Raw genomic sequence first — 25,916 nt, forward strand, 5'->3', positions numbered from 1 at the left:
GTACGGATCACTGAAGCCCGCTGATGCGGGCTTTTTTTCGTCCCTTGAATTTCCCGCTCTTCAGCCCAACCTTGGCAGCCTGATATCATCAAGCTGCCCGGAGGCGTCTTCATGAAGCGTATCGTCCTGTTCCTTGCCACCAACCTGGCCGTCGTGCTGGTGGTGTCGCTCGTGCTGAACCTGCTCGGGGTGGGACGTGCCGTCACGGGGCAGGGCATCGACATCGGCGCGCTGGCCGTCTTCTCGCTGGTGGTCGGCTTCACCGGTTCCTTCATTTCGCTCCTGATGAGCAAGCCGATGGCCAAGTGGTCGACCGGCGCGCGCGTCATTGAAACACCGAGCAACGGCACCGAACGCTGGCTGGTCGACACCGTGCGCAAGCTGTCCGAGCGCGCCGGCGTCGGCATGCCGGAAGTCGCCGTCTACGAGGGCGAGCCGAACGCCTTCGCGACCGGCGCCTTCAAGAATTCCGCGCTGGTGGCGGTATCCACCGGCCTGCTGGCCAACATGGACCAGGACGAGGTCGAGGCCGTGCTCGGCCACGAGGTGGCCCACATCGCCAACGGCGACATGGTCACGCTCACCCTGATCCAGGGCGTGGTGAATACCTTCGTCGTGTTCCTGGCACGGGTGGTCGGCTTCTTCGTCGATAAGCTGCTGTTCCGCAGCGAGGACCGCGGTCCCGGCATCGGCTATATGATCACCGTGTTCGTGTGCGAGATCGTGTTCGGCATCCTGGCCTCGATCATCGTGGCCTGGTTCTCGCGCAAGCGCGAATTCCGCGCCGACGCCGGGGCGGCGAAGCTGATGGGCACCCCGGTGCCGATGCAGCATGCGCTGGCCCGCCTCGGCGGCCTGGCGCCGGGCGCGCTGCCTTCGTCGATGGCTGCTTCCGGCATCTCGGGCAGCGGCGGCGGCTGGGGCGCGCTGTTCTCGACCCACCCGCCGATGGAGCAGCGCATCGCGGCGCTGCAGGCGCTGCGTTAAAAGTCCTGCGCTCCAGGCGCTTCGTTAATCCATGCATTCACACATAGAGATCACGCCGATGGCCCAGCACTTCCAGATCCACCCCGACAACCCGCAGCCGCGCCTGATCAAGCAGGCTGCCCAGATCATCAGCTCGGGAGGGATCGTGGCGGCGCCGACCGACTCGGCCTATGCGCTGGTGTGCCGCCTCGACGACAAGGGCGCGGTCGAGAAGCTGCGCCGCATCCGGGGGGTCGACGACAAGCACCACCTGACCCTGCTGGTGCGCGACCTGTCCGCGATCGCCCACTTCGCGCGCGTCGACAATACGCAGTACCGGCTGCTCAAGGCCACTACCCCCGGGCCCTACACCGTGATCCTGGAGGCGACGCGCGAAGTGCCGCGCCGCCTGTCCCACCCCTCGCGCAAGACCATCGGCGTGCGCGTCCCGGAGAACCACATCCTGCTGGCGCTGATCGAGGAACTGGGCGAACCCCTGATCGGCACCACGCTGCAGCTGCCGGGCGACGACCATATGCTGTCCGATCCGGACGAGGTGCTCGAGCGCCTCGGCAAGCAGATCGAGCTGGTGATCGACGGCGGCGCCGGCACCCTTGAGCCGAGCACGGTGATCGATCTCACCGGGCCGGCGCCGGAACTGGTGCGCGAGGGCAGGGGCGATCCGGCGGCCTTTGGACTGTAGGGTGGTCGGCTACGCCGACCGCGCGTTCAACTAAATGATGAACGGAGCTGTCCTGATTGTTCATCGGCTGGTTGAACGCGCGTACGGCATAGCCGTACACCCTACGTCTTCAGGCCGGCTTAACTGCCGGGGCGGCCGCCTCTGTTAGAATCGCGCACATGGATCCTGAACTGATACGCAACATTGCCGTCTACGCGCTCCCCGTTCTTTTTGCGATTACCCTGCACGAAGCCGCCCACGCCTACGTCGCCCGCTATTTCGGCGACAACACCGCCTATGCCGCGGGGCGCATGACCCTGAACCCGCTGGTGCACATCGACGTCTTCGGCACTATCGTCATTCCCATCGCGCTGTATCTGACCACCGGATTCGTGTTCGGCTATGCCAAGCCGGTGCCGGTCGATTTCGGCCGCCTGCGCAACCCGAAGCGCGACATGGCCTGGGTGGCGCTGGCCGGCCCCGGCGCCAACTTCATCATGGCCTTCCTGTGGCTGGTGCTGGCGGTACTGCTGGTGGCCTTCAACGTGAACGAGGAATTCCCGCACAAGGTGGCGCAGGCCGGCCTGTTCGCGAACCTCCTGATGTTCGCCTTCAACCTGCTGCCGATACCGCCGCTGGACGGCGGCCGCGTGCTGACCAGCATGCTGCCGAACACCCTGGCGTATAAATTCGCGCGCATCGAGCCGTATGGCTTCTTCATCGTGCTGGCGCTGATCTTCTTCAACCTGCTGGCCTTCTGGGTGATGCCGGTGATGACGCTGGGCCGCGTGCTGCTGCAGCTGATCGCCTCGCCGCTCACGATCCTGCTGACCTGAGCCGCCGACATGAACATGATGAACCTGCCGGTCTCGCCCTGGGTCGCGCGCTTCGCGCCCCTGGCCAAAGCGGGCGAGGCGCTCGACCTGGCTTGCGGCAGCGGCCGTCATACCCGCCTGCTGGCGGCGCGCGGCATGCAGGTGACCGCGCTGGACCGCAATCCGGAGCTGCTGGCGCCGCTGGCCGGTCCGCAGGTCACCACGCTGCAGCACGACCTCGAGACCACCGACGCCGTCTGGCCCTTCGCGCCGGGACGCTTCGCGCTGATCGTGGTCACCAATTACCTGCACCGCCCCTTGTTTGCGCAACTGGCCGCCGGCCTGCGCCCGGACGGCATCCTGATTTACGAAACCTTTGCGCAGGGAAACCAGATCTACGGCAAGCCGTCGAACCCGGATTTCCTGCTGGCCCCGGAGGAATTGCTGGGCCTGGCGCGCCAGGGCGGGCTGCAGGTGCTGGCCTACGAGGACGGCCACGTCGATTCTCCCCATCCGGCCCAGGTGCAGCGCCTGTGCGCGGCCGGGCCGGCCTTCGTCAAAACCGAAGCGAAGCTCGACCATAATGTCAGCGCGAATGAACCATAGAGGCGGGCGATCCGCTACAATCAGACTTTTATTTACTTTCCGGCACCGTCAACGCATATGATTAAGGGCAGCATCGTAGCAATCGTCACCCCGATGTTCGAGGACGGCAGTCTTGACCGCGATTCCTTGCGCAAGCTGATCGACTGGCACATCGCGGAAGGCACCGATGGCATCGTCATCGTCGGCACCACGGGCGAATCGGCCACCGTCTCCCCCGAGGAGCACGCCGAACTGATCAGGATCGCCGTGGAACACGCCGGCGGCCGCATTCCGGTCATCGCCGGCGCGGGCGGCAATTCCACCGTCGAAGCCATCGCACTGACCAGGCACGCGAAGGACGTCGGCGCCGACGCCACGCTGCAAGTCGTCCCCTACTACAACCGTCCGACCCAGGAAGGCATGTACCGCCACTTCCGCGCCATCGCGGAAGCGGTCGACCTGCCGGTGATCCTGTACAACGTCCCGGGCCGTACCGTTGCCGACATGAGCAACGAGACCGTCGCGCGCCTGGCGCCGATCGACAACATCGTCGGCATCAAGGACGCCACCGGCAACATCGGCCGCGGCATCGAGCTGCTGCGCATGGTCGACAAATCCTTCGCCGTGTACTCGGGCGACGACCCGACCGCGATGGCCCTGATGTTCTGCGGCGCCGCCGGCAACATCTCGGTGACCGCCAACGTGGCCCCGCGCGCGATGCACGAACTGTGCGTTGCCGCGATGGCGGGCGAGGTGGCGCGCGCGGTCGAGATCAACAACCGTGTGCTCGACCTGCACGCCAAGCTCTTCGTCGAGCCGAATCCGGTGCCGGTCAAGTGGGCCCTGGCCGAGATGGGCAGGATCCCGTCCGGCCTGCGTCTGCCGCTGGCGCCGCTGTCTTCCTCGTTCCACGACACCGTCCGTGGCGCACTGGCCCAGGCGGGCCTTCTCTCTGCCTGAACCCGCAAGGTTCCGGTTCCCAGTACCTGATATCGAAAGCCATGACTAACAGCACCAACAAGACATCTGCCGCCGCGCGCGTGCTGACGCTTACCGCGATCGCGCTGAGCGTCTCGGCCTGCACTACCATCTTCGAATCGGACAAGGTCGACTACCGCGGCGCCAAGAAGGCCGCCGACCTGGCGGTCCCGCCTGACCTGACCGCGCTGCAGCGCGACAACCGCTACGCCATCCCGGACGGCAAGGGCGTGGCCACCGCCTCCGGCTTCCAGCAGCAGCGCGCCGGCCAGCCGGGCCTGGCCCCGGTCGCCGGCTCGATGGAAGCGATCGGCCCGGTCTCGACCGAGGCAGTGAGCGTCCAGCGCAACGGCGACCAGCGCTGGCTGGTGGTCAAGCAGACCCCGGAGCAACTGTGGCCGCAACTGCGCCAGTTCTGGGAAAACCAGGGCTTCGCCATCGAGACCGAGTCGGCCACGACCGGCACCATGGAGACCAACTGGGTCGAGAACCGTTCGAAGATCCCGCAGGACTTCATCCGCCGCTCGATCGGCAAGGTGTTCGACAGCGCCTACTCGACCGGCGAGCGCGACAAGTTCCGCACCCGCCTCGAGCGCCTGCCGGACGGCTCGACCGAGGTCTGGATCAGCCACCGCGGCGCCGAAGAGGTGCTGCAGGGTGCCCAGAAGGAAACCACGATCTGGACCGTGCGTCCGAACGACCCGGGCCTGGAATCGCAGTTCCTGGGCCGCCTGGTGGCGCAGCTGACCGGCAGCAAGGAAGTCAAGCAGGCCGAGACCATGGTCGCCAACGCACCGGTCGCACCGCAGCAGGCCAAGCTGGTCGGCAACGTGGTGGAACTGAACGAAGGCTACGACCGCGCATGGCGCCGTGTCGGCCTGGCGCTGGACCGCGTCGGCTTCACCGTGGAAGACCGCGACCGCGTGCAGGGCGTGTACTTCGTGCGCTACGTCGATCCGGATGCGGCCAGCAAGGAAGGCTTCTTCAAGAAGCTGTTCACCTTCGGCAGCGCCGAAGAGAAGGCCAAGGAAGCGCAGCGCTACCGCGTGATCGTCAAGGCGGAGCAGGGCGCGGCGACCAGCCAGGTGAGCGTGCAGACCAATGACGGCAAGTCGGAAACCGGCGAGACCGGCGCGAAGATCCTGAAGCTGCTGACGGATGAGCTGAAGTAAACCCGGCGTTTCGGCGCCCGATGAGAAACCGGCCTTGATGGCCGGTTTTTTTATGTGCTGCAATCGCCGGTGCAAACAGTACAGGCGAAAAAAAACCGGCCCGCAGGCCGGTTCTGCATCAGATTGCTCTGATTACTTCTTGGCAGCGTCAGCAGCTTGGGTAGCGGTTGCAGCAGCGTCGGTCGCGGTTGCAGCAGCTTGGTTAGCGGTTGCAGCAGCGTCGGTAGCGGTTGCAGCAGCAGCGTCAGCAGCTGGAGCAGCGGTGGTTGCGTCGGTAGCGGCTGGGGTAGCAGCTGCGTCGGTGGTGGTAGCAGCCGGTGCTTCGACAGCAGCCGGAGCGGCCGGAGCAGCTTCTTCTTTCTTGCTGCAAGCAGCCAGAGCAACAGCCATCAGGGAAACGATCAGCAGGGATTTTTTCATGATTTTCCTTAATATTTCAAAAGTAAGTACTGCTTGTTTGAATAATAATTACCGGTAATTATTGCTCAGAGGAATTCTCGTGCTTTCAACAAAAGCAATACTGCCAGATAGGCAACGGAACCTTCCTGACCTGATATTATAGCCAAATTTACTGAATCGCAATAGCGAACTCATGCTCTGGCGAAAGTATTTTGCGACTTAACAAAGTTTAGTTTGTTACAAGTTGCAACCGGTAAAGGACCTCACCAGATTCGGCTTCTCTTATAACGTTCATAAGCCGCTTATGGTTGACAGTAATGCAGGTTTTGACTCTTCCCAGATCGCATCGAAGCGGTGACGCGGCAGGTCGACCGCGCCCGGCGAGGCAAACGCCGCTTCTCCCCGCAAGTGGTCGCTGTGAAAACGCCGCACGACGTGCAGGTCGTCCACGATGCAGAAGGAATCCGTGAGCTGGCGCAGGATCTTCGGCGTGGCGCGGCATTCGGCGCCATGGCTGTAGTCGCGCAGCAGGCGCAGGAAGCGCGGGTAGTGGCGCTCGATATGGGCCGGCGTATGCATCGCCAGGCGCAGCACGCCCCCGCGCTTGAGAAAATCCCGCAGCGCCGCGTCGACGTCGCTTGTTCCCAGCGGGAACACGGCGAAGTCCGGATCGAACAGGTCGAGGCGGGTGCGGGCGGCGGCCAGGCAGGCGCGGAATTGCGCTTCGAACTCGGTGCGGGTGTCGAAACGCGTGTTCATCGGCTCCTGCATGGCTCCTCCCGATCAGCCCAGTTCCACCCAGCCGTCCTGGTACCAGGTGTACAGCGCCTCGAGCACGTCGTCGGTGGCGCTGGACAGCAGCCCACCGTCGATGCGGCGCTCGTTGGCGAGCACGTCCAGCACTGCCTTGTCGGCACGGCCGACGGCGAAGGATTCGCCGTTGATGAAGACGTTCTTGCCGCGGTAGAGCATCAAGGTCTTGCTCGACAGCTTCAGTCCTTTCTTGCCCGCGGTTTCCATGAAGCGGCCCATGGTGAGCGGCTTGGCCGGGCCGGTGAAGAACACATTGTGCTTCGGCTCGGACAGGTGTTCGCCCAGGAAGATGGTGACGTCTTCCTCGTCCCAGCGCACCTTGTTGAGTTCCTCGGTGATGGTGGAGAGCATCGCGCGCGGGATTTCGGCCGGGTTCTTCGGCTCCTGCAGGTCCGGGTCGGCATAGCGGCCGGGCAGGTCGATCGAATCGGCCATGAACTGCAGGAAGGCTTCACCCAGTTCCTGGAACGACGGCGAGCGGAAGCCGATCGAGTAGGTCATGCATTCGCCTTCGGCCACGCCGTCGTGGGCGTAGTGCGGCGGCAGGTAGAGCATGTCGCCCGGCTCCAGCACGAATTCCTCTTCCGCCTCGAAGTTGGCGAGGATCTTGAGCGGCAGGCCTTCGACCAGGTCGAGGTCTTGCTGGGCGCTGATGCGCCAGCGGCGCTTGCCCTGCGCCTGCAGCAGGAACACGTCGTAGGAATCGAAGTGCGGACCGACGCCGCCGCCGTCGGTGGCGTAGCTCACCATCAGGTCGTCGAGCCTGGCGTCGGGCACGAAGCGGAACTGGCGCAGCAGCTCGTCGGCGCGCTCGTCGACCAGGTTGACGCCCTGGACCAGCATGGTCCATTCGCGTTCGGTACGGGCCGGCAGCTCGGCGAGCGGGCCATGCTGCATGTCCCACTGGCCCTCGCGCAGGCTCACCAGGCGCGATTCGACATGGTTCTGGCGGGCCAGCTCGGCCAGCTTTTCGAACTTGAGCAGGGGCTTGAAGCCCGGGATGGCCTGGCGGATCAGCAGCGGTTTTTTATGCCAGTAATCGCGCAGGAACTGGGCGGGAGTAATATTCCCAAGAAGCTGTAATTTTTTCATGCGCCATTATAACCAGTGGAATAAGTGCCACGGCTCGTGAGGGTATAATCCGGGGCTTACAACGAAAGGATCTGCGATGAAGATTGCCAAGAATACGGTCGTGTCGGTCAACTACAAGCTGTCGGACGCCCAGAACAACCTGATCGAGGAGGGCTCCCAGCCGATGGTGTACCTCCACGGCGGCTACGAGAACACCCTGCCGAAGATCGAAGAAGAACTCGACGGCAAGGAAGCGGGCTATTCTTCGACAATCCAGGTCGAGCCGGAAGATGCTTTCGGCGATTACGATCCTGAACTGGTCAAGGTCGAAGACCGCAAGCGCCTGCCGGAGCCGCTCGAAGTCGGCATGCAGTTCGAAGGTGTGGCCGAAGGCGTCGACGACGAGCCGACCATCTTCACCGTGACCGACATCGCGGACGACAAGGTGGTTCTGGACGGCAACCACCCGCTGGCCGGCATGGCGCTGCGTTTCGACCTGTCGGTGATCGACGTGCGCGAAGCCACCGCGGAAGAAATCGCCCACGGCCACGTGCATGGCGCGCATGGTCACCATCATGAAGAGATGGACGACAGCGAAGAGGGTGATCACTTCCGCAGCAAGCCGCTGTAATCGCGGTTTGCGAACTTGGGTTCCGGCCTTCGCCGGAACGACGTGCTAAAGCCTGTGGCCTAAAGACCGTCGTCCCGGCGCAGGCCGGGACCCAATTTTGCTTGAGCAGCCGCTAGCGTAAGGCCTCTCCAAGGCTGAACACATTCTCCCCCTTGGCCGCCACCCGCAGCTCCACCGCGTGGGCCCCGACGGACAAGTGCCCCAGGTTGCCGCGCCATTCGATCGCCGGCCGCGCATCCTTCGGCAGCCCCGCGCTGTCGATCACCAGTACCCGCCCCTTGAACGTGCCCGCACGCAGCTGCACCTGGCGGCGCGTCTCGGCGAACCCGTCATGTCCTGCGGGCGCCCGCTGCAGCAGCGCGCGCAGGCCGTTGGCCGGCTGCAGCAGCGGCTGCATATTCCCTTCCGCGAACAGCACCACCGCATCGACCTTGTCCTGCTTGGCAATCGCGAACAGGCGGTTGAGCCAGAAGCGGTTGGCCACGGCCCGGTCTTCGTACTCGCTGTTGCGTCCCGCCGCAGGCAGGTAGTGGTTGTTCGCGGCAGGCAGGTTGATGGTCGCGTACAGGACCTTGCCGACCTGCCAGTGGGCGTTCTCGGCATAGCTGCGGAAGCGTGGGCTGCTCGACAGGCGGGTCAGGGGCAGCTTGTCCTTGCCGAGCGATTCCGGCTCGCCGTAGAACAGCTCGCGCAGCCGGTTCAGGCGTTCGATGGCACTGGTGCGGCCCGCCGAGTTGCGGCAGCCGGTCCAGTCGTTCCCGCTCAAGGACAGGATCACGGGCCGCTTCGCCTTGTCGAACAGGGCGCGCCGCTTCTGGTAGACGCGGTCGCCGCAGGCTTCGGCAGCGCCCTTGATGCCGGTGACGACCAGGAAAGCGAGCTCCTCGTCCTTCGCTTCCAGCAGCAGGTCCTTCAGCGCATCCTCGCCGTCCTCGGCCGCGCGGTGCCCCACGACGGCGAAAATGTGGGCATCCGGATCCTTCGGCAGGTCCGCCGCCTTCTTCCTGTCGCGCGCAAGGGCCGGCGCCGTGAGCACGGCAGCCGCGAGCAGGGCAGCGAGGACGAAGGGACGGCGCGCCGGCATCAGGCCGCGAGCCTCTTCAGCTCGTAGAGCCGCTCGAGCGCTTCGCGCGGCGTGAGTGCATCAGGATCGATTGCCGCCAGCGCCTGCTGCAGCTCGTCGGGTGCGGCATCGACCGGTGCCGGGGAATCCGCTTCCTCGCAGGGGGCGGCGAACAGGTCGAGCTGCGGCGTCGTATCCAGGGCCTGCGACTCGAGGCGCGCCAGGTGCTTGCGCGCGGCGCGGATCACGCCCGGGGGCACGCCGGCCAGCTGCGCCACCTGCAGGCCGTAGCTCTGCGAGGCCGGGCCGTCCTGCACCGCGTGCAGGAACACGATGCTGTCCTTGTGCTCGACCGCCGACAGGTGCACGTTGACCGCGCTCGGGTGGGCCTCGGGCAGCTGGGTCAGTTCGAAGTAGTGGGTCGCGAACAGCGTGAAGCTGCGGCTGGTCTCGATCAGGTGGCGCGCGATGGCCCAGGCCAGCGCCAGGCCGTCGAAGGTCGAGGTGCCGCGGCCGACTTCGTCCATCAGCACCAGCGATTGCTCGGTGGCGCCGTTGAGGATGGCCGCCGACTCGGTCATCTCGACCATGAAGGTCGAGCGGCCGTTGGCCAGGTCGTCGCTGGCGCCGATGCGGGTGAAGATGCGGTCGATCGGACCGATCGTCGCCTGGGTCGCCGGCACGTAGCTGCCGACGTAGGCCAGCAGGGTGATCAAGGCCACCTGGCGCATGAAGGTCGACTTACCGCCCATGTTCGGGCCGGTGATCAGGAGCATGCGGCGCTCGTCCGACAGGCGGCAATCGTTGGCGATGAAGCGTTCGATCTGGTTTTCCACCACCGGATGGCGGCCCTCGACGATGGTCAGGCAGGGTTCGTCGACCAGTTGCGGCGCGCACCAGTTGTTGCGCAGCGCGTGGCTGGTGAGGGCCACCAGCGTGTCCAGCTGCGCCAGGCCGATAGCGATCGACTGCAGGGTGCCGATGAAGGGCGCCAGTTCGCCGAGCAGCACGTCGTACAGCATCTTCTCGCGCGCCAGCGCGCGGTCTTGCGCCGACAGTGCCTTGTCTTCGAAGGCCTTGAGTTCCGGCGTGATGTAGCGCTCGGCGTTCTTCAGGGTCTGGCGGCGGCGGTAGTCTTCCGGCACCTTGTCGGCCTGGCCGTTGGTGACTTCGATGTAGAAGCCGTGCACGCGGTTGTACTCGACGCGCAGGTTGGCGATGCCGGTGCGGGCGCGCTCGCGTGTTTCCAGGTCGACCAGGAACTGGCCGGCGTTCTCGGACAGGGCGCGCAGCTCGTCCAGCTCGGCGTCGTAGCCGCGTGCGAACACGCCGCCGTCGCGCACCATCACGCTCGGCTCCTCGGCGATCGCGCGGGTGAGCAGGTCGAGGCAGGCCTCGGGCGGGGCCAGCAGCTCGTGGATCTCGCGCAGCAGGCTGGTGTCGCCCGGGATGAAGCAACGCGCCACGCCTTCACGCAGGACCGGCAAGGCCTTGAGGCCGTCGCGCAGGCAGGACAGGTCGCGCGGGCGCGCGCTCAGGAGGGCGATGCGGGTGGTGATGCGTTCGATGTCGGGCACGTTGGCCAGCGTCGACGACAGGCCGTGGATGGCGTCGGCCTGCGCCAGCGCCGCGATCGCCTCATGGCGCGAGCGCGCCACGCGCTGGTTGCGGCGCGCATGGTGCAGCCAGTGGCGCAGCATGCGCGAACCCATGGCGGTGCGGCAGCCGTCCAGCAGCGAGAACAGGGTCGGCGCTTCCTGGCCGCGGATGGTCTCGGTCAGTTCCAGGTTGCGGCGCGTCGCCGCATCCAGGCCGATGTATTCGTTCTCGGTTTCGCAGGCCAGGCTTTTCACGTGCTGCAGACCGCGGCCCTGGGTCGATTGCGCATAGCGCAGCAGCGCGCCGGCCGCACCGAAGGCGGCGCCGAAGCCGTCCGCGCCGAAGCCGGTGAGGGTGGCCACGCCCAGCTGGTCGAGCAGGGACTGGTGACCTTTCAGTACATCGAAGTGCCACTCCGGCACGCGGTTGGTGTGCGCGACCGGCTCGGATTCGAACAGGTCGGCGCAATCCGCGCGCAGGATCTCGGCCGGCGCGATGCGTTCAAGTTCATGCGCCAGGCGGTGTTCGACCGCGCGCGCCTCGCCCGAGAATTCCATCAGGCGCAGCACGCCGCCGGCGAGCGACAGCCAGGCCAGGCCGACGGTGACCTGCTTGCGCTGGCTGAGCATGCACATGGCCAGCAGCGGGCGGTCGGCTTTTTCCGGCAGCAGGTCGCTGTCGGTCAGGGTGCCCGGGGTGACCACGCGCACCACCTTGCGTTCGACCGGGCCTTTGGACAGGGCCGGGTCGCCGATCTGTTCGCAGATCGCGCAGGATTCGCCAATCTTGACCAGCTTGGCCAGGTAGCCATCCAGCGAGTGGAAGGGCACGCCGCACATCTTGATCGGCTGGCCGTTCGAGCTGCCGCGCGCGGTCAGCGTGATACCGAGAATGCGCGCCGCCTTTTCGGCGTCGTCGTGGAACAGCTCGTAGAAATCGCCCATGCGGTAGAAGACCAGCATGGTGGGGTAATCGGCTTTGATGCGCAGGTACTGCTGCATCATGGGAGTGACTTTTTCCGCCGGCCCGCTCTTGAGGGCGGCGGCGTTGATTTCGTTGGGAGCGTTCATTTCTCGTGTTTCGGTACGGCAGGCGGTGCTGAGCCAGGGCTTGCCATTTTACCGCGTTCAGATGGCCTGACGCTGTAAAACGGACAATCCACAAACCTTGCGTTGCGTTGCTGCCGAAACAGTCAGTCTATGGGGTCAGGTCTGAAATTGAGACACGAGCTCTACGTTGGTCTTCAGGTTTTCTACATCTATGGGGTCAGGTCTGAAATTGAGACACGAGCTCTACGTTGGTCTTCAGGTTTTCTATGCATCTACATCTATGGGGTCAGGTCTGACATTCATACACGAGCTCTACGTTGGTCTTCAGGTTTTACCCACCAGAGCCGAGCCGCATCAGAACGCATTGCCTGGAAATTCGGTTGAGACCGTGTCTGAAAGTCAGACCTGAGCCCGGCTCGGTTGAGACCATCTATGGGGTCACATCTATGGGGTCAGGTCTGACATTCATAAACATCTATGGGGTCAGGTCTGACATTCATACACGAGCTCTACGTTGGTCTTCAGGTTTTACCCACCAGAGCCGAGCCGCATCAGAACGCATTGCCTGGAAATTCCACATCTATGGGGTCAGGTCTGACATTCATACACGAGCTCTACGTTGGTCTTCAGGTTTTACCCACCAGAGCCGAGCCGCATCAGAACGCATTGCCTGGAAATTCGGTTGAGACCGTGTCTGAAAGTCAGACCTGACCCCGGCTCGGTTGAGACCGTGTCTGAAAGTCAGACCTGACCCCGGCTCGGACCAGACCTGACCCCGGCTCGGACCTGACCCCGGCTCGTGTCTGAAAGTCAGACCTGACCCCGGCTCGACCACACCAGCGCCGAGCCGCATCAGAACGCAGTGCCTGGAAATTCGGTTGAGACCGTGTCTGAAAGTCAGACCTGACCCCGGCTCATGAAAGTCAGACCTGACTCCGGCTCGGACTCCGGCTCGGACCAGACCTGACCCCGGCTCGGACCGATTCGGCGCACGAAACCGATACCTGCAAGTGCGATCGACAGCAAGGCAATGCTGCCCGGTTCCCATCTATGGGGTCAGGTCTGATATTCATACACGAGCTCTACGTTGGTCTTCAGGCGTTACCCACCAGCGCCGAGCCGCATCAGAACGCAGTGCCTGGAAATTCGGTTGAGACCGTGTCTGAAAGTCAGACCTCACCCCGGCTCACCTGACCCCGGCTCACCGGCTCGACCAAAAGTCAGACCTGACCCTGGCTCGACCGGCTCCCTCTTGTCAGCACGCCCAGTCGAAAGCTTCTCGACATGTGGCTGTGTCTACTTGAATTGCTATAAAAATTAGACAGGTCTTGCTAAAAAAATAATTTCAAGCTAGCATGCTTTTACTCTTCAGTAAACATGGACTTTTGATCAAATATCACTGAGCGATGGCCACGCTGGCGCAGGCCCCACATTACTTCGCAACCGATTAATTGCTATTTAATAAAATATAAATCAATCGCTATGGAAAAACTTGCACCGGGTTTGGATGTTGCCGAAGAATTTCTGCGTGGCGTCGATCATCTGGGAGGTAAGAATAAGCCCACACTGGATGCGGCGAGAAATCCGTTTTTTGTCGAAGCTATCCAGGCCCATGACTTGGGTGATGATCACCCCTTGCTCGCGCTGTGGACGGGACTGCTGGCTCTGGGCAGCAGTCCCGAAAAGCTTTACCAGTCACCACAGTTCTTCCGTTATGCCCTAAGCGAGGAACAGGAAGGTTCGAGCACCCTGGCGCTGTATGTAATCCGTCGTAGATCGGATCATGCATGTATCGGAATCATTCCGATCCGGAAGACCGATCAGCAAATCACATTCGCACTCGGTCCCGTCCGGCTTTTCACTCGGAAACTGCGCGCGCTGCAAATCATGGGCAGCGTTCCGTTATTGGATCCGAGCGCGCCCGCCCTGGCGGCTGATCTATTCAAAAGCTTGCTGGACTCCCATCCGGATTGCCAGCTACTGTCAATGCAAGCCGTACCGGCCGAAGAGGTGCCGGCGCTCGAGTCTCTCCCTCGGTTGTCCGCGTTCGTCCATAATGGATTGCGCGACTGCCATACGCTTCCTTTGCCGCAGGACTTCAATACCTACCTGCAGAAATTCAGTTCGAAGAAGCGTTATAACCTGTCGCGCCAAGTGCGTCTTCTGGGCGAGCAGGCCGGTAAAATCCAGCTCTGTCGGATTGAAACACCTGCGCAGGTACCCATGCTGATCGAAGCAATGCAGGAGGTATTGCCCCCGCATCATTCAGGACAATTCGTACGCCAGACGCGCCTCGAGCTATTGGCGCAGCACGGGATCCTGCATTCCTATGTCGTGCGCTGCGGAAGCCAGAACGTTGCGTTCATATTCGCCTTGCGTTCGGATGAGGTCTGGCACGTCCACAAGATTGCAGCTTTAGCCAAGTATCAGAGCCTGTCGGCTGGAACGAGCACTGTGCATCTGGCGTTGGAAGATATCATTACTCACTTCTCGTTCAAGCAAGCTGACTTCGGCTATGGAACGCCCAACCATGAATTCCGTGCCACGCATGTCCTGCAGTCGCGTGCTATGGTTTTGCTGTGTCGGTCGCGCAGTTTAACCGCCTGTCTGCTTGCCACGCACGCCGGGTATCAAAGAGCGTCAGGCTTATTGATCACGTCGATCAAGGCAGGCCTGCGTCATGTCAAGCAGCGCAGGCGCGCCGGCTCCAGGCAACAATCCGAAGAATTGAAGCGTGGGCTTTGAATAGTGGAGGCAGCTGTCCCGTCCGCTGAGCGCCTGTGCTGCCACGATTTGTCAGGACAGTGGGCAATTCCCGGTCAAGGCAAGTTGCTTGTCCACGACGATAGCGAACTGTGCATTTCACATCTATGCACATCTACATCTATGGGGTCAGGTCTGACATTCATACATCTATGGGGTCATACATCTATGGGGTCAGGTCTGACATTCATACACGAGCTCTACGTTGGTCTTCAGGTTTTACCCACCAGAGCCGAGCCGCATCAGAACGCATTGCCTGGAAATTCGGTTGAGACCGTGTCTGAAAGTCAGACCTGACCCCGGCTCGGACGCGCGGCTCCGCTGCCTGCGTGCTTCTGGAGACCTGGACGCTATCCAGGAATGAGTTTCATGAGATTTCGAGCCGGTGCGAGCCGCGCTCATAGGGTTGAGGCCGAGTCTCAATGTCAGACCTGACCCTGGCTCGTGACCCTGGCTCGGACCCTGGCTCGCAGATGCTGCTGCCCGGTCATGTGGAGGGTAAGCCAGGACAGGGAGGGAGACATGCCTCCAGTGTCGGAAAATTTTACATCGTCAATACCGTTCGCCAGCGAGTTCCAGAAAAAAACCTGTTCGTACAAGGACTTAGGTTTCCAGTAACAATCATTTTCCAATTGGCATGTTTATTGCTTCATAGAAGATGTTTCTGCCTTCACCTACTGACATACATAAGAGAGATAAGCATGCCGTCCAAACTGAAAATCGTTTTCGCCCTTCTGTCGAGCGCCTTCGCAGGCAGCGTCTTTGCCGCTCCGATCGTCCTTGATTTCGAAGGCGTCGGTGATCTGGCGCAGATCAACAATTACTACAATGGCGGGACCGACAGCAGCGGGAATAGTGGTCCCAACTATGGCATCGCCTTCAATGCGAACGCACTCGGCCTGGTGGATAGTGATGTAGGTGGGAGCGGCAACATCGCCAACGAGCCGTCGGGCAATACCGCAATGTTCTTCCTCAGTGGCAGTCCGATTCTCAATTACGCCGCAGGTTTCAGCACTGGCTTCTCGTTCTACTATAGTTCGTCCATCGACGCGGTCATCAGCCTTTACTCAGGCCTGAACGCGACCGGCGACCTGCTCGGCTCGATCAATCTGGCAAACCAAGCCGGCAATGGCTGCAATGGCGACCCGAGTGGCACTTACTGCAACTTCACGGCAGCAGGCGTGAACTTCAACGGTGTTGCCCATTCGATCGACTTCGGCAGCGCCCAGAACTCGATCGCGTTCGACGACATCACCTTCGGCGCTGCGACTCCAGGCGTGGACGTGCCGGAGCCGGGCACCCTGGCACTGATGGCATTGGGCCTGTTCGGCGCCGGCGCCGTACGCCGCCGTTTCGGATTGCGCTGATCCGATCTGCCGCCAATCGCGATCTTGCGTTCCGGCGAGCTCGCGGCCGCTTCACGGCAGCCGCGTCGCGCCGGTCCCGGTGAATAGATAGTTACCCGTCACCGCTAGCCTGGCGTCGGCTTTCACTACGAAGTCCCCTGTGTCGGCATGGGCCGACAGCGACGCCGTAGCGCCCAGGCCGATCGGTGCGCGAAAGCGGCAGTCGATACGGGTGGCGTGCCGGCCACCGTGGCTTTCCAGGGCGGCGCAGCTTGTAGCCAGCGTGTGCATACCGTGGATGATCGGGGCACGCATCCCCATCAGGCGGGCACTCCAGCGGTACAGGTGAATCGGGTTCCAATCGCCGGACAGGCGCGCATAGCGACGGCCTGCCGTGGCGTCAAGCGTCCATTGCGCTAGCGGTGCGCCGGGCAGGTCAGCGACGACTTCGGGCTGCTTGGCGCCGCCACGCTCGCCGCGCCGGATCAGGTAAGTGCTGGTGCAGCTGAACACCGGCGCGCCATCCGCGCTGCCCGTGGTCTCGAGCACGCAGCGCCGGGCGCCGCTGGAAGAGGGTGGCAGCAGGCGCAGCACGGTCCGCAGCACGAGCGGCTCGTCCGACGCGATAAGGCCGTGCTCTTCCAGCACATTCTCCATGTGGACGAGTCCCACGATTCGAAACGGGAAGGCCGGGCGCAGCATCGTCGCCAGGTGCGCACGCTGGGCAAGCAGATACCACCAGGTCAGCGGAACTCGCTCGCCCGAGAACCCGAAGGCCGCGCGATAACGCGCGATCTCGTCCAGCGGAAGCCGTTCGAGACAGTATTCGGTGACGATGTCCGGCAGCGCGGAGGGGAGCGGACGCCGCGGACGCTTGAACAGCGCCCGCAACAGCGTGACAACACCCATGGCCGGCAGCGCCGGCACATGGGACATTGAAGAAGCAGGCATCAGCCCTCGGCGACGCGCTGCTTGATGTGGGCCAGCGCTTCGTCCACCTGGTCGATCAGGATCAGGCACAGGTCGCCGGCGTCGAGGCGCGACAGGGCACGGTCGATCGCGACGAATTCGCCGTTGATTTCCTCGACGTGGCTGGTGCGGCTGGCGCCGTCCAGGCCGCGGCGCAAGAGCGCAACCACTTCGCCGTCGGCGCGGCCGCGCTGGCACTGGTCCTGGTACAGCAGCACGTCGTCGAAGGCCCGGCCGAGGATCTCGGTCTGCTGGGTGATGTCCTGGTCGCGGCGGTCGCCGGCGCCGCTGATCACCACCGAGCGGCGCTTGCCGGGCATGCCTTCGACGGCATTCACCAGCGCGGCGATCGCATCCGGATTGTGGCCGTAGTCGGCGATGACGGTGGCGCCGCGGTAGTCGAACACGTTGAAGCGGCCCGGCGCATTGTCGCTCTCGCCCACGAAGGTCTTCAGGCCGAGGCGGATCTTGTCCCAGTCGATGCCGACGGCCCAGGCCGCAGCGACCGAGGCCATTACGTTCTCGACCTGGAAGCCGACGGCGCCGTTGCGGGTGATCGGCACCTCGCTGAGGGGCACGCGGTGTTCGAGCTTGCCCTGGGCGGCCACCAGGTGGCCGTCCTCGACGAAGACGACGCGGCGGCCCTGGGCGCGGTGCATGCCCATGACCGGATGGCCGACGTCGAGCGCGAAGAAGCTCACGTCGCCGCGGGTGGTTTCGGCCATCGCGGCCACCACCGGGTCGGCCGCGTTCAGCACGGCCATGCCGCCGTCCGCCACGTTCTGGACGATCACGCGTTTCAGCACCGCGAGATCTTCCAGCGTGGTGATGTAGTTCAGGCCGAGGTGGTCGCCGGCGCCGATGTTGGTCACCACCGCCACCTGGCAGCGGTCGAAGGCCAGGCCTTCGCGCAGCAGGCCGCCGCGCGCGGTCTCGAACACGGCGGCGTCGACGTCCGGGTGCAGCAGCACGTTGCGCGCGCTGCGCGGGCCCGAGCAGTCGCCGCTGTCGATGCGGCGGCCTTCGATGTAGACGCCGTCGGTATTGGTCATGCCGGTGCGCAGGCCCGAGGCGGTCAGCAGGTGGGCGATCAGGCGCACGGTGGTGGTCTTGCCGTTGGTGCCGGTCACGGCCACCACCGGAATGCGGCCGTCGTCGCCGTCCGCGAACAGGGTGTCCATGATGGCTTCGCCGATCGGGCGGCTCTTGCCGAACGAAGGCGACAGGTGCATGCGCAGGCCCGGCGCGGCATTGACTTCGACGATGCCGCCGTTCTGTTCTTCGATGGGTTTCAGCACGCTGTCGCACACCAGGTCGACGCCGCAGATGTCCAGGCCGACCATGTGGGCGGCCGCGATGCAGCGCGCGGCGACTTCCGGATGGACGTCGTCGGTCACGTCGGTGGCGCTGCCGCCGGTCGACAGGTTGGCGTTATTGCGCAGCACCACGCGCTGGCCCTGGGCAGGAACCGAGTCGGCGTTCATCCCGTGCTTGGCCAGCGTGGCCAGGGCGATGTCGTCGAAGCGGATCTTGGTCAGCGAAGTCGCATGACCATCGCCGCGGCGCGGGTCCTTGTTGACCTGCTCGACCAGTTCGCGCACGCTGTGCACGCCGTCGCCCACCACCTGCGGCGGATCGCGGCGCGCCGCCGCCACCAGCTTGTCGCCGATGACGAGCAGGCGGAAGTCGTGGCCCGGCAGGTAGCGCTCGACCAGGATGTCGTCGCGGAACTCGGATGCCGCGTGGAAGCCGGCGGTCAGCTGTTCCCTGGTGGTGACGTTAACGGTCACGCCCTTGCCCTGGTTGCCGTCCTTCGGCTTGATCACGACCGGCAGGCCGATCTCCTGGGCAGCGGCCCAGGCGTCTTCCGGGTCGCTCACGCTGCGGCCCATCGGCACCGGCACGCCGGCGGCATCGAGCAGCTTCTTGGTCAGTTCCTTGTCCTGGGCGATGGTCTCGGCGATCGCGCCGGTGGCGTCGATCTCGGCGGCCTGGATGCGGCGCTGGCGGCTGCCCCAGCCGAACTGCACCAGGCTGCCCTCGGTCAGGCGGCGGAAGGGGATGTTGCGGGCGACCGCGGCCTGCACGATGGCGCCGGTGGACGGGCCGAGGCGCACGTCTTCGTCGACTTCGCGCAGTTTCGCGAGGGCGCCGGCCAGGTCGAAGGCGGTGTCGTGACGGGCGGCGTCGACCAGCTGCTGGGCCAGTTCCAGCGCCAGGCGGCCGACGTCTTCTTCGCTGTACTCGACCACGACCTGGTAGATGCCGCGTTCGACGGTGGCGGTGGTGCGGCTGAAGGTCACCGGGCAGCCGGCTTCGGCCTGCAGGGCGAGCGCCACGTGCTCGAGCACCTGGGCCAGCGATACGGTGTCGTCATGGCCGTAGGGCTGCAGTTCGCCGACTTGCGGGAAGCGCGCGCGCAGGCGCGTTTCAAAACCCGGGAGCAGGCCGATCGATTCTTCTTCCGCCGTGCAGGCGACGATCGCCTCCACCGAGGTGTGGTGGCTCCAGAGGTTGGGGCCACGCAGGGCCCTGACGCGAGATACTTCCATAAACCTTCAGTCTTATCTAGTGAATCGTTATTTTTTCGGGCTCGCGTCGAACGCGCGCAGGCCGCCGCAGATCAGGTCCGAGGGCACGCCCAGCGCCCATGCCGCCGCCACCGCGGCCAGCACGCTGTCCGGATGCTTCACCGTCGCCGGCGGGATCTTCGCCAGGTCGAGCAGCACGTCTTCATTGTCGAAGCCGTCGGCCAGTACGATGCGGTTGTCGCGCACGAACACGGCGCGTTCGCCCTGCGCGCGATGGTTCGCCAGCACTGAATTGTTCTCGTCGAGCGCATAGAAGATCACGCGGCCGTCCGACAGTTCGGCCAGCGCCGCCACCTGTTCATTGGCTGCGTTCAGCACTGCGGCGCCTTCCGGCAGGATCACGTCGACCTGGCTGCGGATCACGTTGCGCATGCCGTCCTGGTCCTCGATGTGGAACTCGGCGACGTCGGCCAGGCCTTCCATGTCGGTGACGATGCCGACCGTGCAGCGGTCGTAGGGCAGGCCTTCGCGCAGGATCGAGCGCGCGTTCGATTCGAACACGGCGGTCTGCACGGTGCGGTTGATCAGCAGGCGCTGGCCGGCCTCGAAGCCGGTCGAATCGCGGCTCGACACTTCGCGCGCGTCGAGGTACAGGCCTTCGCCGTTGGCGACGCCGACGTGCTTGCCGGTGATGTGCACCAGGCAGCCCACCAGGCGGGCGATCAGGCTGGTGCCGAGCGTGCCGGTGACGCCGACCACGGGGATGCGGCCGCTCTCGCCCTGCTCGAACAAGTGGTCGATGATCGCCTTGCCGACATTGCGCGGGGTGCCGCTGGCCGGCTTGATGTGGGCCAGCAGGCCCGGGCTCGAATTGACTTCGATGATCGCGCCGCGCTGTTCCTCGAGCGGGCGGGAGATGTCTTCGCACACCAGGTCGATGCCGGCGATGTCCAGGCCGACGATGCGCGCGGCCAGTGCCGCCACGTGGGCGACGGAAGGATGGACCTGGTCGGTGACGTCGTCGGCGACGTTGCCGTTCACCTGGATCAGCACCTTCTGGCCGGCCTGCGGCACCGATTCGGGCGTGAGGCCCTGGCGCTGCAGGTCCAGCATGATCTCGCTGTCGAAGGGGTTGACGCGGCCGAGCGGATGCTCTTCGCTCTCGCCGCGGCGCGGGTCGGTATTGATCTGGCTGTCGCACAGGGCGATGACGTTCGAACTGCCGTCGCCCGTCACCCACAGCGAATCGCCCTTGGCGGCGGCCACCACCTGGCGGCCCACCACCAGCAGGCGGTGCTCGTTGCCGGGAATGAAGCGCTCGACCAGCACGGCGCTGCTGTCGCCGGCTTCCGCGGCGATCGCATAGGCGGCGCTGACTTCGGCCTGCGTCATCAGGTTCAGGGTCACGCCGCGCCCGTGGTTGCCGTCGACCGGCTTGACCACGACCGGCAGGCCGATGTCCTGGGCTTCTTCCCAGGCCTGTTCGGCGCTGCGCACCAGGGCGCCTTCCGGCACCGGCACGCCGCAGGAGGAGAGCAGGGTCTTGGTCAGGTCCTTGTCGCTGGCGATGCCTTCGCCGATCGCGCTGGTGCGGTCGGTCTCGGCGGTCCAGATGCGACGCTGCGCGGCGCCGTGGCCGAGCTGCACCAGGTTGCCGTCGGTGAGGCGGATCGAGGGGATGCGGCGCTCGGTGGCGGCGTCGACGATGTGCGCGGTCGACGGGCCCAGGCACCAGCGGTCCACCAGCTCGGTCAGGCGCTGCACCGTGGCGGCCATGTCGAAGGGGGTGTCGTTGATGGCGGCCATCATGAGCTGGTGGCCTGCATCGAGGGCGGCGCGGCCGACGACGTCGTCGCGGGTGCGGAAGGCCATCTTGTATACGCCGCGCTGGCTGGTGGAGCGGGTCTTGCCGAAACCGGTCTTCATGCCGGCCATGTTCTGCAGCTCGAGCACGACGTGCTCGAGGATGTGGCCGGCCCAGGTGCCGTCGCGCAGGCGTTCCAGGAAACCGCCACGGTTGCCGACGCCGCAACGGTGTTCGACCAGGCCCGGGAGCCAGGCGGTCAAACGCTCGGTAAAGCCGGGCAGGGTATTCGAGGGGTAGTCTTCGAGTTCGCCGATGTCGAGCCAGGCCTCGATCACCGGTCGGTAGGTCCAGATGTTCGGGCCGCGCAGGTGGTTCACGCGGAGGAACTTGATGTCGTTCTTCTTGTTCATGAAAAAATGTCTTTGCCGGCCGCGGGCGTCCTGCGCACCGCCGGTCTTACCCTTGTTTACCTTCAATTACCTGCTTGCCGTCACGGTACCGAAAGCCGGTGTTCCGCAGCGCACATCATGTATACTTGCCGGCCCGAAGCTTACCGTGCCGCAACGTTTTCTGCCAGTTCGGCTCATTCCTGTCATCCAAAAGATACACAGCAACGTTATATCCGTTTGTGGGATGCGTTTGTGTAGCGCATAACCTAAACGGGCATCCGGCAGTCCCGTCGCTGCCGAGCGCCAATTGGCCATCCCTCCAGAACCAAAGCCTGATCTCGGGCGCAATACATGACAACTCAACAACTTGCTATTCCGTCGTCCCTGGCGGTGACCGCCGGCGTATTGCCTGAACATTGGCAAAATGACGTTGCGAAACAGCTTGCACCAGGGGAAAACGTTTTGACCAGCGTCGAGGTTGACCTCGATGCGAAATTACGTTTCAAGAAGGGCCTGGTGGTGGTCACCGGCCGCGGCCTGCTGGCCAAGGCACCGGGCGAGGACGTCTGGCACGACTGGAGCTACCGCCCCGGACTGGCGCTGCGCCACCACGACCACGCCGGCGTCGGCCATCTGGAACTGGTCGATACCGAGGGCTTGCTGGCCGCCTGGCGCTTCACGCTGGGCCAGAACCTGAACGCGATCCGCGTGGTCGACCATTTCGCCGAACAGCTCAAGAGCGCGGTGAGCGGGGTGCCGGTGACGCTGCCGGACCAGCACACGTGCCCGAGCTGCAAGGCGCCGCTCGAGGCCGACGATGCCGAATGCGCGGTGTGCGCCAAGGTGCTGCACACGCCGCCGTCCACCTGGACCCTGTTCCGCCTGTGGCGCTTCGCCCGGCCCTACAAGGGCCAGCTGCTGCTGGGCTTCCTGTTGATGCTCGGCTCGACCGGCGCCCACATGATCCCGCCCTACCTGACCAAGCCGCTGATGGACAACGTACTGATCCCGTACCAGAACGGCCAGACCATCGACACCTCGCTCGTCTATCTCTATATGGGCGGCCTGTTCGGGGCGGCGATGCTGGCCTGGGCACTGGGCTGGGGCAAGACCTACGTGCTGGCGCTGGCGTCCGAGCGCATCAGCGCCGACCTGCGCTCGACCACCTATGAACACCTGCTGCGCCTGTCGCTGGAATACTTCGGCGGCAAGCGCACCGGCGACCTGATGTCGCGCATCGGCAGCGGTTCCGACCGGATCAGTGTCTTCCTGTCGCTGCACCTGCTCGACTTCCTGTCGGACGTCCTCCTGATCATCATGACGGGCGTGATCCTGTTCAGCATGAATCCCTGGCTGGCCCTCGTTACGCTGGTGCCGCTGCCCTTCATCGCCTGGATGATCCACGTGGTGCGCGACCGGCTGCGTACCGGCTTCGAGAAGATCGACCGGGTCTGGGGCGAGGTCACCAACGTGCTGGCCGATACCATCCCCGGCATCCGCGTGGTGAAGGCCTTCGCCCAGGAAAAGCGCGAAGCGGCGCGCTTCCGCGAAGCGAACAAGCACAACCTGGCCGTCAACGACAAGCTGAACAAGGTCTGGTCGCTGTTCTCGCCGACCGTCTCGCTGCTGACCGAAATGGGCCTGCTGGTGATCTGGTGCTTCGGCATCTGGCAGGTCTCGCAGGGCGACATCACGGTGGGTACCCTGACCGCCTTCATCGCCTACAGCGGCCGCTTCTACGTGAAGCTGGACTCGATGAGCCGCATCGTCTCGGTGACGCAAAAGTCGGCGTCGGCCGCCAAGCGCATCTTCGACATCCTCGACCACGTGTCGAGCGTGCCGGACCCGGTCAACCCGGCGAAGGTGGAGAAGGTAGCGGGCAATATCGAGCTGCGCGAAGTCGGTTTCCGTTACGGTAACCGCGCGGTCAACCGCGGCATCTCGCTGAAGATCAAGGCCGGCGAGATGGTCGGCCTGGTCGGCCACTCGGGTTCGGGCAAGAGCACCCTGGTCAACCTGATCTGCCGCTTCTACGACGTGGCCGAAGGCGCCATCCTGCTGGACGGCACCGACATCCGCTCGTTTGCGGTGGCGGATTACCGCCGCCACATCGGCCTGGTGCTGCAGGAGCCCTTCCTGTTCTTCGGCACGATCGCCGAGAACATCGCCTACGGCAAGCCGGGCGCCAGCCGCGAAGAGATCATCGCGGCGGCACGCGCGGCCCACGCCCACGAGTTCATCCTGCGCCTGCCGCAGGGCTACGATTCGATGGTGGGCGAGCGCGGACAAGGCCTGTCGGGCGGCGAGCGCCAGCGCATCTCGATCGCGCGCGCACTGCTGATCGATCCGCCGATCCTGATCCTGGACGAAGCGACGTCCTCGGTGGACTCGGAAACCGAGAAGGAAATCCAGAAGGCGCTCGACAATCTCGTGAAGGGCCGCACCACGATCGCCATTGCGCACCGCCTGTCCACGCTGCACCGGGCCGACCGCCTGGTGGTGCTGGACCGCGGAGTGGTGGTGGAAGAGGGTAACCACGACGAGCTGATGGCGCGCGGAGGCGCCTACCACCGCCTCTACGAAGCGCAGGCGCGCAACGTGGACCAGGATCCCGACGACGACAAGGAAGACTGATGAGCACCACTTTCCAGTTACGCCGCGACAGCTTCGGCAAATTGGTCCTGACCACGCCCGAGGGCGAAGAGCACGTCGGCGTCATCCCGGTGCGCGCCTTCCCGATCCAGGCCCCGATGCGCGGCATTTCGATGGTGCGCGAGGGCGGCAAGGAAGTGGCCTGGATCGACGACCTGGTCGAGGTGCCGGAGCAAGTCCGCACCCTCGTGCAGGAAGAGATCGAGGGCCGCGAGTTCATCCCCGAGATCCTGCACATCAAGGACGTCTCGAGCTTCGCCACGCCCTGCACCTGGTACGTCAAAACCGACCGCGGCGATACCGAGTTCGTGCTCAAGGTCGATGAGGACATCCGCCGGGTCGGCGAGGCTTCGCTGCTGATCGCGGACAACCACGGGATCAACTTCCTGGTGCGTGACATGTTCCACATCGACAAGCACAGCCGCAAGATCCTGGACCGCTTCCTGTAAACCGCAGTTTTGCTGGCCGTGCTAAGGTTTTCCCTCGATCGGACAGGGGAGGCGGCAATGGCAAGGACAGCACTGGTAGTCGGCGTCAGCGGTATCGGAGGCAACTATACGGCGCGCGCGCTGCTGGCGGACGGCTGGACCGTCCATGGGCTGGCGCGCCGGCCCGGCAATGACATCCCCGGCCTGCTGCCGGTGGCCGCCGACCTGCTCGATCCCGCAGGCCTCTGCGCCGCGCTGGCCGATGTGTCGCCGACCCACGTCTTCATCACCACCTGGATGCGCCAGGCCACCGAGGCCGAGAACATCCGCGTCAATGCCGCCATGGTGCGCAACCTCTTGTCCGCGCTGTCGGGCAAGAAGTCGCTGCGCCACGTCGCCCTGGTCACCGGCCTGAAGCACTACCTCGGCCCCTTCGAAGCCTATGCCGCCTCGGGCACGCTGCCCGACACGCCGCTGCGCGAAAGCCAGCCGCGCCTGCCTGTCGAGAATTTCTATTACGCCCAGGAAGACGAGGTCTACGCGGCGGCCGAGCGCGACCGCTTTACCTGGACCATCCACCGCCCGCATTCGATCGTCGGCATGGCAGTCGGCAATGCGATGAACCTCGGCACCACCCTGGCGGTGTACGCCACCATCTGCAAGGAGACCGGGCGTCCCTTCCAGTTCCCCGGCTCGGGCGCGCAGTGGAACGGCCTGTCCGACGTCACCGACGCCCGCATGCTCGCCAGACAGCTGGTGTGGGCGGCCAATACCGACGCGGCCCGCAACGAAGCCTTTAACATCGTCAACGGCGATTTGTTCCGCTGGAGCTGGCTGTGGGGCCGCATCGCCGACTGGTTTGGCGTGCAAGCCGCGGGCTTCAACGGCAGCACTCAGCCATTGCAGACGACGATGGCGAACAATCACGCCCTGTGGCGCGACATTGCCGCACGCCACGGCCTGGCCGAACCGGATCTCGACCGCCTGGCCTCCCCCTGGCACACCGACCTCGATCTCGGCCGCCCGATCGAAGTGATGACCGACATGGCACGCAGCCGCAAGCTCGGCTTCACGGCTTACCAGGCCACCGACGAGTCCTTCTTCGACCTGTTCGCCCAGCTGCGCGCGGCACGCCTGATTCCCTGACGCTGACCCGGCCGCTTGCAGTGGGAGCATACTGGTGCTAAAGTCGTTAACACGTTAACGAT

The 25,916-nt window shown here is 64.4% G+C and carries 20 protein-coding genes and 1 pseudogene; 12 read left to right on the forward strand and 9 right to left on the reverse strand.

Annotated elements, in window-relative coordinates:
- Nucleotides 1-111 precede the first annotated feature (111 nt).
- From htpX to bamC, 6 genes are all read left to right on the forward strand, one after another.
- Nucleotides 112-987 carry a protease HtpX gene (gene htpX, locus ACSQ25_RS06395; protein ID WP_436104876.1) on the forward strand — a complete coding sequence of 292 codons (876 nt, stop codon included), beginning with the start codon at nucleotides 112-114 and terminating at the stop codon, nucleotides 985-987.
- Between the two features lie 58 nt (nucleotides 988-1,045).
- A complete protein-coding gene (locus ACSQ25_RS06400) occupies nucleotides 1,046-1,669 on the forward strand; it encodes an L-threonylcarbamoyladenylate synthase (protein ID WP_436108029.1) in 624 nt (207 codons plus the stop codon).
- A gap of 158 nt (nucleotides 1,670-1,827) precedes the next feature.
- Nucleotides 1,828-2,484 carry a site-2 protease family protein gene (locus ACSQ25_RS06405; RefSeq protein ID WP_436104877.1) on the forward strand — a complete coding sequence of 219 codons (657 nt, stop codon included), beginning with the start codon at nucleotides 1,828-1,830 and terminating at the stop codon, nucleotides 2,482-2,484.
- Between the two features lie 18 nt (nucleotides 2,485-2,502).
- Entirely contained in the window at nucleotides 2,503-3,069 is a 567-nt protein-coding gene (locus tag ACSQ25_RS06410; RefSeq protein ID WP_436108030.1) for a class I SAM-dependent methyltransferase, read from the forward strand.
- A gap of 57 nt (nucleotides 3,070-3,126) precedes the next feature.
- Nucleotides 3,127-4,008: a 4-hydroxy-tetrahydrodipicolinate synthase gene (dapA, locus tag ACSQ25_RS06415; protein ID WP_436104878.1), complete on the forward strand. Its 882-nt coding sequence runs from the start codon at nucleotides 3,127-3,129 to the stop codon at nucleotides 4,006-4,008.
- A 41-nt stretch (nucleotides 4,009-4,049) separates the two neighbouring features.
- Nucleotides 4,050-5,198, forward strand: coding sequence for an outer membrane protein assembly factor BamC (bamC, locus tag ACSQ25_RS06420; protein ID WP_436104879.1), 1,149 nt, complete (start codon nucleotides 4,050-4,052; stop codon nucleotides 5,196-5,198).
- 132 nt (nucleotides 5,199-5,330) lie between these two features.
- On the opposite strand, the gene ACSQ25_RS06425 is transcribed toward bamC, so the two are convergent.
- The 3 genes from ACSQ25_RS06425 to ACSQ25_RS06435 form a co-directional block, all read right to left on the reverse strand.
- Nucleotides 5,331-5,618: a hypothetical protein gene (locus ACSQ25_RS06425; RefSeq protein WP_436104880.1), complete on the reverse strand. Its 288-nt coding sequence runs from the start codon at nucleotides 5,616-5,618 to the stop codon at nucleotides 5,331-5,333.
- 270 nt (nucleotides 5,619-5,888) lie between these two features.
- Nucleotides 5,889-6,356, reverse strand: coding sequence for a hypothetical protein (locus tag ACSQ25_RS06430; protein WP_436104881.1), 468 nt, complete (start codon nucleotides 6,354-6,356; stop codon nucleotides 5,889-5,891).
- A 24-nt stretch (nucleotides 6,357-6,380) separates the two neighbouring features.
- The gene (locus ACSQ25_RS06435) at nucleotides 6,381-7,502 is read right to left on the reverse strand and encodes a JmjC domain-containing protein (RefSeq protein ID WP_436104882.1); all 1,122 of its coding nucleotides are present in this window, start codon (nucleotides 7,500-7,502) and stop codon (nucleotides 6,381-6,383) included.
- A 76-nt stretch (nucleotides 7,503-7,578) separates the two neighbouring features.
- Between ACSQ25_RS06435 and ACSQ25_RS06440 the strand changes: the two genes are divergently transcribed.
- Nucleotides 7,579-8,112 (forward strand): FKBP-type peptidyl-prolyl cis-trans isomerase, encoded by a 534-nt coding sequence (locus tag ACSQ25_RS06440; RefSeq protein ID WP_436104883.1) that lies wholly within the window; start codon nucleotides 7,579-7,581, stop codon nucleotides 8,110-8,112.
- A gap of 112 nt (nucleotides 8,113-8,224) precedes the next feature.
- Here the strand turns inward: ACSQ25_RS06440 and ACSQ25_RS06445 are convergent, their stop codons facing one another.
- The 3 genes and pseudogenes from ACSQ25_RS06445 to ACSQ25_RS06455 form a co-directional block, all read right to left on the reverse strand.
- Nucleotides 8,225-9,196 (reverse strand): hypothetical protein, encoded by a 972-nt coding sequence (locus ACSQ25_RS06445; protein ID WP_436104884.1) that lies wholly within the window; start codon nucleotides 9,194-9,196, stop codon nucleotides 8,225-8,227.
- Nucleotides 9,196-11,844 carry a DNA mismatch repair protein MutS gene (gene mutS / locus ACSQ25_RS06450; RefSeq protein WP_436104885.1) on the reverse strand — a complete coding sequence of 883 codons (2,649 nt, stop codon included), beginning with the start codon at nucleotides 11,842-11,844 and terminating at the stop codon, nucleotides 9,196-9,198. The genes ACSQ25_RS06445 and mutS overlap by 1 nt, the downstream gene beginning before the upstream one ends.
- Before the next feature lie 876 nt (nucleotides 11,845-12,720).
- Nucleotides 12,721-12,864, reverse strand: a pseudogene (locus ACSQ25_RS06455) (hypothetical protein); the annotation flags it as partial.
- A gap of 441 nt (nucleotides 12,865-13,305) precedes the next feature.
- On the opposite strand from ACSQ25_RS06455, the gene ACSQ25_RS06460 reads away from it, so the two are divergent.
- On the forward strand, nucleotides 13,306-14,568 hold the full coding sequence (locus ACSQ25_RS06460) for a GNAT family N-acetyltransferase (protein WP_436104886.1): 1,263 nt from the start codon (nucleotides 13,306-13,308) through the stop codon (nucleotides 14,566-14,568).
- Nucleotides 14,569-15,287: 719 nt separating this feature from the next.
- Nucleotides 15,288-15,953 (forward strand): PEP-CTERM sorting domain-containing protein, encoded by a 666-nt coding sequence (locus ACSQ25_RS06465; protein ID WP_436104887.1) that lies wholly within the window; start codon nucleotides 15,288-15,290, stop codon nucleotides 15,951-15,953.
- Nucleotides 15,954-16,004: 51 nt separating this feature from the next.
- On the opposite strand, the gene ACSQ25_RS06470 is transcribed toward ACSQ25_RS06465, so the two are convergent.
- From ACSQ25_RS06470 to ACSQ25_RS06480, 3 genes are read right to left on the reverse strand one after another with little or no spacing between them, the layout of a single operon-like run.
- The gene (locus tag ACSQ25_RS06470) at nucleotides 16,005-16,883 is read right to left on the reverse strand and encodes a MaoC/PaaZ C-terminal domain-containing protein (protein WP_436104888.1); all 879 of its coding nucleotides are present in this window, start codon (nucleotides 16,881-16,883) and stop codon (nucleotides 16,005-16,007) included.
- Nucleotides 16,883-19,453: a cyanophycin synthetase gene (gene cphA, locus ACSQ25_RS06475; protein ID WP_436104889.1), complete on the reverse strand. Its 2,571-nt coding sequence runs from the start codon at nucleotides 19,451-19,453 to the stop codon at nucleotides 16,883-16,885. The genes ACSQ25_RS06470 and cphA overlap by 1 nt, the downstream gene beginning before the upstream one ends.
- Nucleotides 19,454-19,480: 27 nt before the next feature.
- Nucleotides 19,481-21,649: a cyanophycin synthetase gene (locus ACSQ25_RS06480; protein WP_436104890.1), complete on the reverse strand. Its 2,169-nt coding sequence runs from the start codon at nucleotides 21,647-21,649 to the stop codon at nucleotides 19,481-19,483.
- Between the two features lie 330 nt (nucleotides 21,650-21,979).
- Between ACSQ25_RS06480 and ACSQ25_RS06485 the strand changes: the two genes are divergently transcribed.
- Genes ACSQ25_RS06485 through ACSQ25_RS06495 form a run of 3 tightly spaced genes read left to right on the forward strand, consistent with a single transcriptional unit; the run spans nucleotide 21,980 to nucleotide 25,854 of the window.
- Nucleotides 21,980-24,262, forward strand: a complete 2,283-nt coding sequence (locus tag ACSQ25_RS06485; protein WP_436104891.1) for an ABC transporter ATP-binding protein — start codon at nucleotides 21,980-21,982, stop codon at nucleotides 24,260-24,262.
- Nucleotides 24,262-24,729 carry a DUF1854 domain-containing protein gene (locus ACSQ25_RS06490; protein ID WP_436104892.1) on the forward strand — a complete coding sequence of 156 codons (468 nt, stop codon included), beginning with the start codon at nucleotides 24,262-24,264 and terminating at the stop codon, nucleotides 24,727-24,729. Before ACSQ25_RS06485 ends, ACSQ25_RS06490 begins: the two co-directional genes overlap by 1 nt.
- Before the next feature lie 57 nt (nucleotides 24,730-24,786).
- On the forward strand, nucleotides 24,787-25,854 hold the full coding sequence (locus tag ACSQ25_RS06495; protein WP_436104893.1) for an SDR family oxidoreductase: 1,068 nt from the start codon (nucleotides 24,787-24,789) through the stop codon (nucleotides 25,852-25,854).
- The last annotated feature ends 62 nt before the right edge of the window (nucleotides 25,855-25,916 follow it).

The sequence above is a fragment of the Massilia sp. LjRoot122 genome, assembly GCF_964252725.1.
Classification (GTDB): Bacteria; Pseudomonadota; Gammaproteobacteria; order Burkholderiales; family Burkholderiaceae_D; genus Telluria.